Origin of the sequence: Hymenobacter sediminicola (assembly GCF_014250515.1) — a bacterium.
Lineage (GTDB): Bacteria > Bacteroidota > Bacteroidia > Cytophagales > Hymenobacteraceae > Hymenobacter > Hymenobacter sediminicola.
Genome location: NZ_CP060202.1, coordinates 3,087,111 through 3,102,361 on the forward strand (window position 1 = coordinate 3,087,111; position 15,251 = coordinate 3,102,361).

The following is a 15,251-nucleotide window of genomic DNA, read 5'->3' on the forward strand; positions in this document are numbered from 1 at the left end:
CTTGTCCATTGGGGAAGGTAGATCAGTAGTGGCAAGAACGGCGGCTCACCGAAGCATCGATGGAGGATCGGCAAGCGTTGGGGAATTCAGGAAGGGCTGGCTATTTTGAAAATACGCGGTCTGCTCAGCCCGCAATTGGTCTATGAGGCGACCCTCCGGCAGTATTACATCGTTGTAAGTCAGCACTTGGTCACGCTCGACATCGTGGCGAAGCGTGCAGCCCTCGGCCACACCAATAGGCAGCAGGTTTTCGCGCTGGGTGATGTCGGCGTTTTCGGCCAGCCCGTAGGTATGGTAGTGGCCGATGCCATCGAGCACTTGGCCGGCAAACAGCGGCACTTTGGCGGCCGTCACGACTTCCACGCGCATGGGGCCCGCCGGGGCCAGGGCGGCATCCTGGAACAGCACGGCGCGGGCCACCGTAGTCGGCGTCTCGAAGTGGCAGAGATGGTAGGGCGTGTAGAAGCAGTAGAGCGGGCCGGGACCCAGTTTGTAAAGCTTCAGGTAATGCTGTTGCACCGGGTCGTCGATGGTGCCCAGCACGAATACACCGGGACTCGGCTCCGCTCCCACCACATAATCGACGAGGCCGGGGCCACCGCCAAGCAGCAACTCGTGCGGGTACCATTCGGCGGCTTTGCTGATGGGTGTGCCAGGCTCCACCGTAGGCCCCAGCATTCCCCGCCGCGCCACGCGCATGTTCAGCGCATTAGCAATAACAGCCTGCTCGAAGCTGATTTTGCTGCCGTCGGCGAAGCTAGTTACCATACTCGGGTTTTGGCCCCACTGTCGCGCAAAGCCTTCCTGGGTAGTAGGGTTGCGGTACGGGTCGTGGAGGCCTTTGATGTTGCCGCACAAGACCGGCGTCACTCCCAGTCCTTTCACGAAGCGCGCCAAATTGAGTGTTACGCCCGGCTGGTCGCCATCCGCCACGGAGTAGATTACTCCGGCCTGGTCGGCATATACCTTGAGAATAGGCCCCACGGTACCGTCCAGTTCGGCATTCAGCAGGATGATGTGCTTGTTGTGCCGAATAGCTTCCAGCACCACATGGGCTCCATGCTCCACGGCGCCAGTCACTTCGATAATGGCATCTATTCCGGCGGCGCGACTCAGCAGCAACGCGTCGTCGGTAATGGCGGGCTGCCCCAATGCTATGCAGGTCTCCAGCTGCGCCACCGATGCTACTTCGCGCACGTCGGCTACGCCCGCCTCAGCATAGATGCTACGCGCCCGTTCCGGGTTCCGATTGGCAATGGCCACCAGCTTCATGCCGGGCACATAACGGCAAATCTGCCGGGCTACACCGCGCGCCATAAAGCCGGCCCCAATCATGCCCACCCGAATCGGGTTTCCGTCGCGCTGCCGTTTTTCCAGAGCTTTGTCAATGATGATCATGCGCTGATTCAATGAAAAATGGGGAGTACAATGGGGAAACTGACACTTCTGATGGCACTGCCACAGAAAACACCGTTTCTTCCCCTTGCTTAGTTACTTACCTCTTCGGGCACGCGTAGCTCAAAACCCGGATGGCTGCGGTCCTTCTCCGATACCAGCACCGGCTTGAGGGGCCACTCGATACCGATGGCCGGGTCGTCCCAGCGCAGGCCGCGCTCAGAGCCGGGAGCATATTTCGCCGATACTTGGTAGCACACGTCGGTATTGTCGGTGAGGGTGATGAAGCCGTGCGCGAAACGGGCCGGCACGAACAGCATCCGGAACGAGTCCGCCGTCAGCTCCACTCCCAGCCACTGCCCATAGGTCGGCGACTCTTCCCTCAGGTCCACGATGACATCGTAGATGGCCCCGCGTGTGCAGCGTACCAGCTTGGTTTCTTCGTGCGGCGCCAGCTGGAAGTGCATACCGCGTAGCGTACCCTTTGTCGGGTTTGAGGAGACGTTGGCCTGGAGCGGCGGCATCAGAATGCCATGAGCAGCAAACTCATCTTCGCACCAGGAACGAGCGAAGAAGCCCCGCTCATCGGACATGCGTTCTACATCAATGATAAACGCGCCAGCCAACTCGGTTTCGGTGAAAATCATACGGGAAGTCATTAATCAGGTGTGAGTACGGTGGGGGTATCGGTTGCAGGAAATCGGCTACGCAAGCACGGCAGCTGGCGCGGCGGCCACTTGCGCCCAGGTCAGCTCATCGGTCAGCTCGCCGGACTCGCGCAGGCTGGTAAGCACCCGCAGGCGCATGAGCTGCGAAGAGCGGAACGAAGCGTCCCGGAAGTTCATAGCCAGCAATCCGTCGCGCAGTTCGGCAATGGTATCGTGCAGGGTGCGTAGCGGCTGGTATTCGGGAGCCATGTCGCGGTACAGGCTGAAATCGACGCGGTACGAGCGTTTGTCGGGCGGAGCGGCGGCGTTCAGACTCACCTTCGTACCCGGAATGATTTCGGCAATGGCATGTGCCAAGTCGCGCACTTGGTAGTTCCAGGCGTCGCAGCCGGTATTGATGGCTAGGAAAGCCCCTCCGTAGCTGGCGTCGCGGCGCAATGCCCACTCGATGCCGCGGGCCATATCCTGCACATGAATCAGGGGCCGCCACGGCGTCCCGTCGCTCAAGATATTGATGTCGCCGGAAGCCACTGCACCCGCCACAAAGTCGTTTACTACCAGATCCAGGCGTAGCCGGTCGCTCCAGCCGCAAGCCGTGGCAAACCGCAGGCAGGTCACGCAAAAGTCGTCGTCGGCCAGCGGGCGCAGGTCCTGCTCGCTCATCACTTTGGAGCGGGCATAGGCTGTCAGCGGGTTCACTTCTGAGTCTTCGGTTTTGGCGCCTTCGCCGCCGGCCCCATAAATACTGCAGGAACTGGCAAACACAAACGTGCGCACCCCGGCTGCCTTCGCCCGCCGCGCCAGCCAGATACCAGCCCGGTGGTTTACTTCCATGGTCACATCCTCATACGTCTGGCCCATGGGGTCATTGCTGATAGCCGATAGATGTACAATGGCATCTACTCCCTGCAGCAGGTCAGTGGGCAAGTGGCGCACGTCGCCGAAAATCTGGCGGTCCAGCCTCGATTCCGGCAGACGCGTGGCGCCGGTCAGGCAGTGAGCAAAGAAACCCATGTCGTAGCCAATCAGCTCGGCTTGGGGAAACTGACGGCGAAGGTGCCGCACAACGCCGGGCCCTACATAGCCCATGTTGCCAGTGATAAGGATGCGGTTCATCTCGAAGAATTACAGGTTGAAAGGCAGGTATGAATGGCAGCGAACAGGCTAGGCGCCGCCCATGCGGCCAGCAGCACGGAGCTGGCTCGAATATTTTTGCTCGTAAGTTGGGGGGGCGTTAGCTGGCCGGCATAATGGTAGGTGCCGCTACGCGCTGGCCTTCGGGAGCTAGCACCGGGGCAGCCATAATTTCGGCCAGTACGGGGTCGGGAGCTTCGGCTGCAGGAGCATTATCCCAGACCTTCCACTTGGCTTGGCCTTTCTGCCAAAGTTCCTCCAGCATGTTCCGGTCGCGCAGCGTGTCCATGGGCTGCCAGAAACCGGTGTGGCGGAATGCGGCCAGTTGTCCTTCGTTTGCCAGCCGTTCCATGGGGGCTTTTTCCCACATGGTGTCGTCACTGTCTATGTAGTTCAGCACGCGGGGCTCCAGCACAAAGAAGCCGCCATTTATCCAGGGCGTTTCAGCCCCTTCAGGCTTTTCCGTGAAGCTTTCAACCTGCTCGGAATTGTCATGCAGGTTGAAAACCCCAAAACGGCCGGGCTGCCGCACCGCCGTGAGGGTGGCCAAGGTCCCCTGTTCCTTATGGAAACGAATAGCGGAACGAATATCTACGTTGCCCACTCCGTCGCCGTATGTCAGGCAGAAGGTGCTGTCATCCAGATATTCACGTACGCGGCGCAAGCGGCCACCCGTCATAGTTTCCTGGCCGGTGTCTACCAGCGTCACATTCCACGGCTCGGTATTATTACGGTGTACCTGCATTTCATTGCGGTCCATCCGGAACGTTACATCGGCGTTGTGCAGGAAATAGTCGGAGAAATACTGCTTAATCATGTGGCCTTTGTAGCCGCAGCAAATCACGAAGTCGTGGATGCCATGGTGGGCATAAATTTTCATGATGTGCCAGAGGATGGGCTTGCCGCCTATTTCCACCATAGGCTTCGGTCTTACCCCGCTTTCTTCGCTGATGCGGGTACCATAGCCCCCCGCTAAAATGACTGCTTTCATGATTAGTACTGCTTGAGGAGAAAACGGGACTAGACCACTCAACTTCCAGCTCAGGCGGTATTTATCATACCAAGCACGTATCCTGGGCTAGTGAAAGATATATATAATTATAATATTGTCAATATTAATTATTAATTATTTTTATATAAGTCAAAATATAAATTGATATAGTTCATTCATATCGAACTGCTGAATGGGCTGGACGACCCACATACTGCGCTACCGTTCGCCGGAGCACGATGTACACAAAGCGGCTGTTGGTAACGAGGTAGCGTCGCCAAAGCCGACGGGGCTCCAGCCAGAGCCGGTACGCCCATTCCAGCCAGAGCCGCCGCGCCCACACTGGTAGGCGGCGCTCCAAGCCGGCGTAGACGTGGAAAGCCTGCCCGACACCCAGCATGCAAGCTCGCACGCGTCCATGGTGGCTGGCCATCCAGTTTTCTTGGCGAGGACAGCCCAGTGCCACGAACAGCAGGTCCGGATCGGCTTGGTTGATGGCCGCCACCTCAGCCTCATCCTCTTCAGGCGTGAGCGGACGAAACGGAGGCGCATGCGTACCAGCAATGCGTAGCGTGGGCAGCTCTCGTTTTGCCCGTGCCACTATAGCTTCCAATACATTTCCAGTAGTGCCATAGAAATACACCGACTGCCCACGCTGCGCAGCTTCGACGAGTAGCGCCGGCAGCAAATCCATACCGGCTACCCGCTCCTGCTGCTGGCCTTGGTTGAACCAGCCCACAGCAGCTGCAATTGGGCTGCCATCGGGTGCCGCAATTGCGGCCTGATTCAAAACTTCCTGAAAGCCAGGATTGGTGTGCGCTTCAACCAGCATATGCACGTTGGTGAAGCAGACATAGGCAGAACAGCGGGCCTCGCCCAACTGCAGAATGGCGTCTATAAACTCCGGCGCCGTTCCGGTTGAGATGCGCGAGTCCAGTACATAGCGTTTGAGAAGCATGCCCTAACTGGTTGGGTTGTCGATTGAGTTACTGGGCAGGTATGGGCAGGTATGGGCACCTAAGCACCACTTAGTAGGCGTTTTTCTCGCCACGCACCATGTTCCAGACCGTCTGGCCTATAATCTTGAGGTCCAGCCCGAACGTCCAATTCTCGACATACTTCAGGTCGTATTCTACCCGCTTTTCCATGGTGCCTGCCTCGCGGGTTTCGCCGCGGTAGCCATTCACCTGTGCGTAGCCCGTAATGCCAGGCGTTACGGCGTGCCGCAACTGATAGGTGCGGATATGCTTGCTGTACTCTTCCAGCTGCGACACCATATTGGGGCGCGGCCCTACCACCGACATGTGCCCCAGCAGCACATTGAAGAACTGTGGCAGCTCGTCTAAGTTGTACTTGCGCAGATACTGCCCAACGCGGGTTACACGCACATCATTCTTGGTGGCCTGAAGCTCGGTGCGGCCGTGGTCGGAGCGCATGGTGCGCAGCTTGTAGCACGGAAACAACTGGTTGTGCTTGCCGGGCCGCAGTTGCTTGAAGAAGACCGGTCCTGGCGAGTCAAGCTTAATAAGCAGAGCCAGCACCGGCATGATTATAGGAAATATGGTGCAGATAACCAAGCCGGAAAACGCAATATCGAAGATGCGCTTCAGCACCTGATTGGTACGCATACCAAGCGGCTCATTCCGGATAGTAAGGATGGGCAGATGGTCGTAGAAATACACGTTTACATCCTTACGCATCGTTCCCCGGAAGTCGGGCACGATACGGAACGACAGGAAATGCTCGTCAGCAAACTGCGACAGTTCTTCGATGAGATGATGCCGGTCGAGGGGAAGCGCGAAGTAGATATCATTCACTTGCTCGTTCAGGCAGAACTCCTTCAGATCGGCAAGCCGGCCGCGTAATAGCGGCTTCACGGATGCGGGAGCGGCTTCATCCGAGAAGAAGCCCATAAACTTGTTGCTGATAGGATCGTGGGAAGCCAGAAAGCGGTACAGCTCCTGCCCACTGTCGCTGGTACCCACTATCACGAAGCGGCTACTCGCCATGGCCACGTGCTGGTGATACGAGCGGTTGAGAAACGTTATCAGAAACCTCCCCGACACCACTCCAACCATCGAGAGGCTATACACCGAAAACAGGTACTGCACAGGCGGCCATTTCATTTGGCCTGCGACTACAGCCAGCAGTACAATGGTGGCGTGCAGCAGGAATGTCCGCATCAGGTACAGCAGCTTCTCCGGGTAGGTAATAAGCCGGTCGACGCGGTAGATGTTAGCATACTGGCTGGATAGTATCCACCAGAGCAACACAAAGATGACGAAGAAATAGGGGTAGTAGCCAGCAAAAGCCCAGCTATCCAACTGGATACGGCCAGCGACTCGGAAAGCTCCGTAAATAAGGAGCACATCGACTAGCAACAAAACGAAGCGCGAGGCATCCGTGTAGTGTCTGTAGCGTTCCATGGTTAAGCAACATGAGCAAAGGTTAATACCAAGCGGGAAGCGGGAACGGTAGGTTGGAATTCGGAGCGGCTATATGACAAAGAAACAATTTTTTATTCTTTAATCAATATTTTATATGACTTTTTTTCTCAATAGGATAAGACAATCTGCAAATGATTCTGTATTAGCGAAATGCGTTTATCATTCCACTAGTTTATAAGACCCTGCTTATCTGCGTGTTGGTACATACATCATGTAGAAAGCGGCTCTTTTGATACCCTTACTTGGCCAATGACCCCATGTTCCCTCAAGTCTGGGTGGCTACATGCTGCCCTGGCTCGGCCAAAACCATTGCTATCAAGCCTTAGCTGCTCATTATAAACTGGGTAACCACAAGCCCTGCTTACTTCAACGGGTGCTGTTGTGTCGGAAAGAATCAGGAGCCTGGCCAGTATGCCTTTTGAAATAGCGAGCGAAGTAGGAAGCGTCATCAAACCCTACCGCGTAAGCTATTTGGGCCACTGGTTGCGCAGAATGAATAAGCAAGCGGGTGGCCTCCGCAATTACCCGTTCCTGAATCAGACGGCTGGCTGTTTTGTTCAGCATGCGTCGACAAATGGCATTCAGATGATTGGCCGTCAGATGCAGCTTTTCGGCATAATAGCGCACTGTTTTTTCGGTTCGGAAGTGCTGGTTGAGCAGTAGTCCAAACTCCCTGATTTGCAGCAGCGCATAAGAAGCCTGCTCCTGTGGCACATACGCATAATGCCGGGTAGCCAGCTCTAGGCACAAGAATAAGTAGGCCCCTACGACAAGGGAATGGTTAGGAGCGGATGCTCCGTTTTCACGTTCCAGATAAACTCGCCGGAACAGCGGTAGTAATATTTCCTCGTTGGGGGGCAGGTACAACACTGGCTGATGGCCCGGATTGAAAAAGGGATATTCAGCCAGACGAGCAGCAGGGTATTGCTGCAGATAAAAATCAGCCGTGAAAAACAGAATGTATCCTTCGATATCGGCAGGTAGCACCCAGGAATGCGCTTGCCCTGGCACCAGAAAAAAAAGGCTTCCGGCCCGCAAGTCATACGTTATCAGGTCTATCGTATGGCTGCCCTGGCCTTGCGTAATATAGAGTAACAGGTAAAAATCGTGTGCGTGCGGCTCACTCACCATCGGAAACTGGGCCACATGCAACTCCAGCCGTTCTATATAATACTGCCGGGCATTGTGTTGTCCGGGAAATGCACCCAAATCAAGAACAGGAAGGCTATGGGATTTCATGCGGTAGCAGCCCCGTCCTGAGACTGGTTAGTGGCCGGATTTAGTTTGCCCGCAAACTACACAAAGCTTGAGATGCACTTTCTCTCACACCGGCCACTTCCGCTGAATTCTATAAGCTGATAGCAGTACGCTTGCTATCGATATTCCTGAGCAGCAAGCGACTCTCAGTTGAAATCTGAATGGTTTACGACGGAATCGAGCTGTTGATTGGTAGGCTCATTCAAACGCGGGTTATAGGAAATACCGCCAAACAGATACAGCATCAAAGCCCGCGAATAACGCAATACGAGGGGGGTGGTGGCCAGTACAATAACAGCTACTGTCAGCACATATACCCATACGGCGGGGTCGTTCAGCAGGTAATAGCACAGCACTCCACTAAGCGCAAAAATGGCTACCGAAAAGCCATAGCTCACAAACATAGCTCCCCAGTAGAAGCCCGGTTCAGGCTCATACGCCACGTTGCAGACGGGGCAGTGCGCAGGCATTTCAGCGAACTTGGTGGAATAAGCAGGATGCGAGAACAACTTCCCTTGATGACACCGTGGGCAGCGTAGATCCAGAAGAGCCAGAGTAGAAGATTCAATCGGCTTCATAACTGTAGAAACTTAGGTTGATACAAAGCTACGTACGCTTTCAAAGCAGAATAAGGCACAGAGGCGGGTACCTACCGCACAAATCAACGATTTGTAATCTACTTACCGCCACTAGGAGCATACGTTGTTCTTGGAATCATACCCTTCCTTTACTACGACTCAGTAATGTTAGCTCAGTATTAATCAGAGCAATCTTTATTTTACGGAAACGTTTCCGAAGTCAGTTTAAAGCACGCTACTCAATAAAACATTTATTATGATCTTATATTCGGAAACGTTTCCGAAAACTTTATATTTGTCATAAGTCACTATTGTTGCCCCTGTTCTACTCCTTGTTGGCTCCTCCCATTTCATCTATGCTGCTGCTACCTCGCCCCTTGCTTTTCATTCAGTCTGTGCAAGGTATTGGGAGGCTGTTCATGGGCATAGCACTAGTCATGTTGCTGCTGCCCATATCAGTTCAGGCACAGTCGGCAGCTAGCCTTTCGAAAGTGTGGGTGCCCGACTTGGGCAATGGCATCTATAAAAATCCGGTGCTGTACGCCGACTACTCTGACCCTGATGCCATTCGGGTGGGCAGTGACTTTTACCTAACTTCCTCCAGTTTCAACTCGGCGCCAGGCCTGCAAATTCTGCACTCCAAAGATTTGATTAACTGGACATTGATTGGAGCGGCTTTTCAGGAGCAATTGCCTAAAACCCGTTACATCGAGCCACAACATGGCAACGGAGTGTGGGCCCCGGCCCTGCGCTACCATAACAAGGAGTTCTACATCTATTACCCTGACCCGGACCTAGGCATCTTTGTGACCAAGGCAAAAAATCCGGCTGGCCCATGGTCAACACCGGTCTGCATTAAAGAAGCCAAAGGCTGGATTGACCCCTGCCCTCTCTGGGATGAAGACGGTAACGCCTACTTAGTGCACGGTTTCGCGGGTTCCAGGGCCGGTATTAAGACCATCTTAGCCGTTTCGCCTATGGCGGCCGACGGCTTGAGTTTGACTGGGGCCGATGCGCTGGTATTCGATGGCCACGCCGCGCATCCGACGCTGGAAGGGCCCAAATTTTATAAGCGCAATAGCTACTACTATATTTTTGCGCCGGCCGGCGGCGTACCTACCGGCTGGCAGCTAGTGCTGCGCTCCAAAAATGTATATGGCCCCTACGAAGAGCGGATTGTTATGGACCAGGGCAAAACGCCCATCAACGGCCCGCACCAAGGTGCCTGGGTAGACACGGATATGGGTGAGGATTGGTTTCTGCACTTCCAGGACCAAGGCCCGTATGGCCGCGTCGTGCATTTGCAGCCCATGGTTTGGAAAAACGACTGGCCAGTGATTGGCGAGGATGCAGATGGCGACGGCAAAGGCCAACCGGTACTAATCCACCGCAAGCCGCGCATCAAAGGCAAACCCCAACCGCTAGCCACGCCCGCCACTTCTGATGAGTTCAGTAGCAACCAACTGGGCCTGCAATGGCAGTGGCACGCCAATCCGCAGGACTATTGGGCCTTTTTGAACGGGCCGCAGGGCTATCTGCGCCTCTATGCTATGCCTTTGCCCGAGGACTACAAGAACTTGTGGCAACTGCCAAACCTGCTGCTGCAAAAGCTTCCCGCCGAAACCTTCACCGCTACCACCAAGCTCTCGTATCAGTCGCGGGCCGAGGGTGAGAAGCTGGGGCTGGTGATGATGGGCCTCGACTACGCTTACATCTCGCTTACCAACCAAGGCGGCAAGCTACAGCTCAGCCAGAGCGTGTGCCGCAAAGCCGACAAAGGCAGCCCGGAAACCACCACGGCGCCGGTAGCAGTGCCGCAGCCCAACCAGCCGATATATCTGCGCGTGGCCGTGAAGCCGGGCGCCAAATGCCAGTTTAGCTACAGCTTCGATGGGCAGCAGTTCCAGCCACTGGGAACCGAGTTTCAGGCAGTGGAGGGCAAATGGATTGGAGCCAAAGTAGGTCTGTTTTGCACCCGCGCCGCCAAGTTCAACGACTCCGGCAACGCCGACATTGACTGGTTCCGCATCGAGTAAGAGCACTCGGCGCAACATCAGATACCGACAACTACCACAGTCCTTACCATGCTTCTTCTCGGAATAGACCTCGGCACTTCATCCATCAAAGTATCGGTGGTAGATGCACAGACCCAGCAGTGCTTGGCCTCGGTGAGCTACCCCGAGACGGAGCGCGAAATTCTGACGCGGCAGCCGGGCTGGGCTGAACAGGACCCGCGCCAGTGGTGGCTCGATGCCCGCCAAGCCATTCTCAAAGCCCATGCCACGCAGCGCTACAATCCGCAGGACATCGGTGCCATCGGCATTGCCTACCAGATGCATGGCCTAGTGGTAGTCGACAAGGACCATCAGCCGTTGCGCGACGCTATTATCTGGTGCGACAGCCGGGCGGTGCCCTACGGCGAGGCGGCCTTGCACACTATTGGAGCCGAGTATTGCCAGAGCCACCTGCTGAATTCACTTGGCAACTTCACAGCGGCTAAGCTGGCCTGGGTGAAAGAACACGAGCCAGAAACCTACGCCCGCATCGACAAAATCATGCTGCCCGGCGACTTTCTGGCGCTGCAACTCACGGGCGAGACTACCACCAGTATTTCGGCGTTGTCTGAAGGTATCTTCTGGGACTTCGAGCGTCACGCCCTGTCCGAAGAAGTATTTGACTTCTTTGGGTTCGACAAGAGCCTGATTCCGCCGGTGCACGACGTGTTTGCGCCGCACGGCTACGTGCGCGAAATGGTAGCCGAGGAACTAGGTCTGCGGGCAGGTATTCCGGTTACCTACAAAGCCGGCGACCAACCCAATAACGCCCTGTCGCTGAATGTGCTGCGGCCGGGTGAAGTAGCTGCCACAGCCGGCACGTCGGGCGTAATTTATGCCGTCACGGACCAGCTGTTTGTCGATGCGCAGTCACGTGTCAATCCGTTTGCCCACGTTAACCATACGCGGGAGCAGCAGCGGCTGGGCGTATTGCTTTGCATCAACGGCACCGGCAGCATGAACCGTTGGGCCAAGCAAACAGTGGCCCACGAGCTAACGTACCCGGAAGCCAACGAGCGGGCTGCTGCCATAGCGCCCGGCGCCGCGGGCTTGCTGTGCCTGCCCTTCGGCAATGGCGTGGAGCGGATGCTGGCCAATCAGCCTGTAGGAGCACATTTCCAGGGGCTCGACCTGAACCTACACGGGGCAGCGCACATGCTACGAGCGGCGCAGGAAGGGGTGGCGTTTGCGTTTCGCTATGGCCTGGACCTGATGCGCGAAGGAGGTTTGCACCCTACCGTCGTGAAAGCCGGCCACACCAATATGTTCTTGAGCGAAGTCTTCACGCAGGCATTCGTGAACAGCACCGGGCTGGCCGTGGAGCTTTACCAGACTGATGGCAGCATGGGCGCCGCGCTGGGTGCGGGCATTGGAGCGGGCGTGTACACTACTCCCGACGAGGCATTCCGCCACATGCAGCCCTTGCGCACCGTCCGGCCAGACGTGAATTCGGCCGTGTACGAAGGCGTGTATCAGCAATGGAAAGCGCAACTGTTGCTGCACCTCGACCAGGCGACTGTTCCCTCCCTCCTTCTCGACTCAGCGGCGCGCTAATCAGCGGCACGGTATTTCTTTTTGCTTTCACTCAACCCCTTGTTATCATGAGTCTGGTCCTCGAAAAGAACAGTCTGTTTTCTACCATCCCGCAAATTCAGTTTGAAGGGCTGGAATCCGACAATCCGCTGGCCTTCCGCTGGTACGACGAAAAGCGCGTAGTGGCGGGCAAGCCCATGAAAGAGTGGCTGCGCTTCGCCGGAGCCTACTGGCACTCGTTCAACGGCTCCGGTGCCGACCCCTTCGGCGAAGCCACTCACCTCTTTCCCTGGGACACGAACTCCGACCCGATTGCCCGCGCCAAAGCCAAAATGGATGCGGCCTTCGAGTTCCTGACCAAGCTGAACCTGCCCTACTACTGCTTCCACGACGTGGATGTGGTGGACTACGGCAACGACATTGCCGAAAATGAGCGGCGGCTGCAGACTATGGTGCAGTATGCCAAGCAGAAACAGCAAGAAACCGGCCTCAAACTGCTGTGGGGCACGGCCAATCTGTTTTCGCACCGCCGCTACATGAACGGCGCCAGCACCAACCCCGATTTCCATGTGCTGGCCCACGGCGCGGCGCAGGTGAAGGCCGCTATTGATGCTACCATTGAGCTGGGCGGCGAAAACTACGTGTTTTGGGGTGGCCGCGAAGGCTACATGACCCTGCTTAACACCAACATGCAGCGCGAGCAAGAGCACTTTGCCAAATTCCTGCACACGGCCAAGGACTATGCCCGCCGCAACGGGTTCAAGGGCACATTTTTCATCGAGCCCAAGCCAATGGAGCCTACCAAGCACCAGTACGACTACGATGCGGCCACCGTCATCGGGTTCCTGCGCCAGTACGATTTGCTCGACGATTTCAAGCTGAATCTGGAGGTAAACCACGCCACGCTGGCGGGCCACACGTTTCAGCACGAACTGCAGGTAGCGGCCGACGCCGGCCTGCTGGGCAGCATTGATGCCAACCGCGGCGACTACCAGAACGGCTGGGACACCGACCAGTTCCCGAACGACATCTACGAGCTAACCGAGTCCATGCTCGTGATTCTGGAAGCCGGCGGGCTACAGGGTGGCGGCATCAACTTCGACGCCAAAATTCGCCGCAACTCCACCGACCCGGTAGATCTGTTCCACGCACACGTGGGCGGCATGGACATCTTCGCCCGCGCCCTCATCACTGCCGACAACATTCTGCAGAAGTCCGACTACCGCAAAATCCGGCAGGAGCGCTACGCCTCCTTCGACTCGGGTGAAGGCAAAGCCTTCGAGCAGGGCCAGCTGACGCTGGAGCAACTCCGCGACTATGCCGCCCAAAACGGTGAGCCGGAAGTACGCAGCGGCAAGCAGGAGTATTTGGAGAACCTGATTAACCGCTATATTTAGGCGCTTTCCACGGAACAAGGCGAGGCTGCGGCCTCGCCTTGTTTGTGTCTATTCACTCCTGTCTGTCCGCTATGCAGCACCAGCTCTCCTCCCTCGACTACATCGTTTTCTTTGTCTACTTTCTGATTGTTGCCGGTTACGGCATCTGGATCTACCGCCGCAAAACTGGCCACGATGGCACCGCCGAGGGTGACTCGAAAGACTACTTCCTGGCCGAAGGCTCCCTTACCTGGTGGGCCATCGGTTCTTCGCTCATAGCCTCCAACATTTCCGCCGAGCAGTTTGTGGGCATGTCGGGCTCGGGCTTCAAGATGGGCCTAGCCATAGCCACCTACGAATGGATGGCAGCTCTCACGCTCATCATTGTGGCCGTGTTTTTCATCCCGGTATACCTGAAGAATAAAATCTTCACGATGCCGCAGTTTTTGCATCAGCGCTACAACGGCACCGTGGCCATGATTATGGCCATTTTCTGGCTGATGCTGTACGTGGTAGTCAACTTGACTTCCATCCTGTATCTCGGCGCTATTGCCGTGAGCAGCATTTCGGGCCTGAACCTGGAGTTCTGCATGTACGCCCTGGCGGCCTTCGCCATTATCATCACGCTGGGCGGCATGAAGGTTATCGGCTTCACCGACGTAATTCAAGTGTTCTTTTTGATTCTGGGCGGCTTGGCTACTACGTATTTGGCCCTCAACATGGTAGCGGAGCACTACGGCCAGACCGGCGTACTCAACGGCTTCAACCTGATGACTGAGCAGGCCGGCGACCATTTCCAGATGATTTTCAAGCGCGACAACCCCAACTACATCGACCTGCCGGGCCTCACGGTGCTGCTGGGCGGCATGTGGATTGTGAACCTCAACTACTGGGGCTGCAACCAGTACATCACGCAGCGTGCCCTCGGCGCCGACCTGCCCACAGCCCGTGCCGGCATTCTGTTCGCGGCTTTCCTGAAGCTGCTGATGCCGGTGATTGTGGTATTGCCCGGCATTGCGGCCTATGTGCTCTACAAGCAAGATGTGTTTGGGGCGGCTGAGTTTATGCAGGGCGGCGAAGTCAACCCTGACCGGGCCTATCCGGTGCTGCTCAATATTCTGCCTACGGGTCTGAAAGGCCTTTCCTTCGCTGCACTTACGGCGGCCGTAGTGGCCTCACTGGCCGGCAAAGCCAACTCCATTGCCACCATCTTCACCCTCGATATCTACAAGAAGGTACTCAACGTGGATGCTTCCGAGAAGAAAATGGTAGCTGTGGGCAAGATTGCCGTGGTAGTGGCCATGATTCTGGGCGTCCTGATTGCGCCTCACCTTGGCATCGATAAGAAAGGCGGCTTCCAGTACATTCAGGAGTATACCGGGTTTGTGTCGCCGGGCATTTTTGCCATGTTTATTCTGGGCTTCTTCTGGAAGCGCACCACGTCCACGGCGGCCCTGTTTGCCACCATTGGCGGCTTCCTGATGTCGGTGCTGTTCAAGTTCCTGCCCAACATGACGGACCTGTCGTGGCTGGCTCCAATGGGCTTCGCGGTACCGAATGCAGCGGACGTCTACGAAATTCCCTTCCTCGACCGGATGGGTTTCGTCTTCATTATCTGCGTTGTTGCCATGGTGATTATTAGCGTAATCGAGACCAACCGAGGGGTAAAAACTAACGGTCTGGAAGTGGACAGCAGCATGTTTCGGCCCCAGCGCAGCTTTACCATCGGAGCAATGGTCATTGTTACCATCCTCACGGCGCTCTACACTATCTACTGGTAAGCGGTCCGATAACGTTCGTACAGCGGCGGCCCGGTCT

Annotated in this window: 12 protein-coding genes; 4 read left to right on the plus strand and 8 right to left on the minus strand. The window is 56.2% G+C overall.

Annotated features, from left to right (window positions below):
* Nucleotides 1-45 precede the first annotated feature (45 nt).
* From H4317_RS13165 to H4317_RS13200, 8 genes are all read right to left on the minus strand, one after another.
* Complete coding sequence (locus H4317_RS13165; RefSeq protein WP_185887048.1) at nucleotides 46-1,398, minus strand: NAD(P)H-dependent oxidoreductase; 1,353 nt, start codon at nucleotides 1,396-1,398, stop codon at nucleotides 46-48.
* A gap of 89 nt (nucleotides 1,399-1,487) precedes the next feature.
* A complete protein-coding gene (rfbC, locus tag H4317_RS13170) occupies nucleotides 1,488-2,042 on the minus strand; it encodes a dTDP-4-dehydrorhamnose 3,5-epimerase (protein ID WP_185887049.1) in 555 nt (184 codons plus the stop codon).
* Between the two features lie 57 nt (nucleotides 2,043-2,099).
* Nucleotides 2,100-3,179, minus strand: coding sequence for an NAD-dependent epimerase/dehydratase family protein (locus tag H4317_RS13175; protein WP_185887050.1), 1,080 nt, complete (start codon nucleotides 3,177-3,179; stop codon nucleotides 2,100-2,102).
* 118 nt (nucleotides 3,180-3,297) lie between these two features.
* On the minus strand, nucleotides 3,298-4,188 hold the full coding sequence (rfbF, locus tag H4317_RS13180; protein WP_185887051.1) for a glucose-1-phosphate cytidylyltransferase: 891 nt from the start codon (nucleotides 4,186-4,188) through the stop codon (nucleotides 3,298-3,300).
* A gap of 172 nt (nucleotides 4,189-4,360) precedes the next feature.
* A complete protein-coding gene (locus H4317_RS13185; RefSeq protein ID WP_185887052.1) occupies nucleotides 4,361-5,146 on the minus strand; it encodes a WecB/TagA/CpsF family glycosyltransferase in 786 nt (261 codons plus the stop codon).
* A gap of 70 nt (nucleotides 5,147-5,216) precedes the next feature.
* Complete coding sequence (locus tag H4317_RS13190) at nucleotides 5,217-6,614, minus strand: undecaprenyl-phosphate glucose phosphotransferase (protein ID WP_185887053.1); 1,398 nt, start codon at nucleotides 6,612-6,614, stop codon at nucleotides 5,217-5,219.
* 387 nt (nucleotides 6,615-7,001) lie between these two features.
* Complete coding sequence (locus H4317_RS13195) at nucleotides 7,002-7,844, minus strand: AraC family transcriptional regulator (protein WP_185887054.1); 843 nt, start codon at nucleotides 7,842-7,844, stop codon at nucleotides 7,002-7,004.
* Between the two features lie 194 nt (nucleotides 7,845-8,038).
* Complete coding sequence (locus H4317_RS13200) at nucleotides 8,039-8,362, minus strand: DUF983 domain-containing protein (protein ID WP_185887055.1); 324 nt, start codon at nucleotides 8,360-8,362, stop codon at nucleotides 8,039-8,041.
* Between the two features lie 464 nt (nucleotides 8,363-8,826).
* On the opposite strand from H4317_RS13200, the gene H4317_RS13205 reads away from it, so the two are divergent.
* The 4 genes from H4317_RS13205 to H4317_RS13220 all read left to right on the plus strand — a co-directional run bounded on the left by H4317_RS13205 (nucleotide 8,827) and on the right by H4317_RS13220 (nucleotide 15,214).
* The gene (locus tag H4317_RS13205) at nucleotides 8,827-10,506 is read left to right on the plus strand and encodes a glycoside hydrolase family 43 protein (protein ID WP_432805903.1); all 1,680 of its coding nucleotides are present in this window, start codon (nucleotides 8,827-8,829) and stop codon (nucleotides 10,504-10,506) included.
* Nucleotides 10,507-10,554: 48 nt separating this feature from the next.
* A complete protein-coding gene (locus H4317_RS13210) occupies nucleotides 10,555-12,078 on the plus strand; it encodes a xylulokinase (RefSeq protein ID WP_185887056.1) in 1,524 nt (507 codons plus the stop codon).
* A gap of 47 nt (nucleotides 12,079-12,125) precedes the next feature.
* Nucleotides 12,126-13,454, plus strand: coding sequence for a xylose isomerase (xylA, locus tag H4317_RS13215; RefSeq protein ID WP_185887057.1), 1,329 nt, complete (start codon nucleotides 12,126-12,128; stop codon nucleotides 13,452-13,454).
* Nucleotides 13,455-13,525: 71 nt separating this feature from the next.
* Nucleotides 13,526-15,214 (plus strand): sodium/sugar symporter, encoded by a 1,689-nt coding sequence (locus tag H4317_RS13220; protein ID WP_185887058.1) that lies wholly within the window; start codon nucleotides 13,526-13,528, stop codon nucleotides 15,212-15,214.
* Nucleotides 15,215-15,251: the final 37 nt, after the last annotated feature.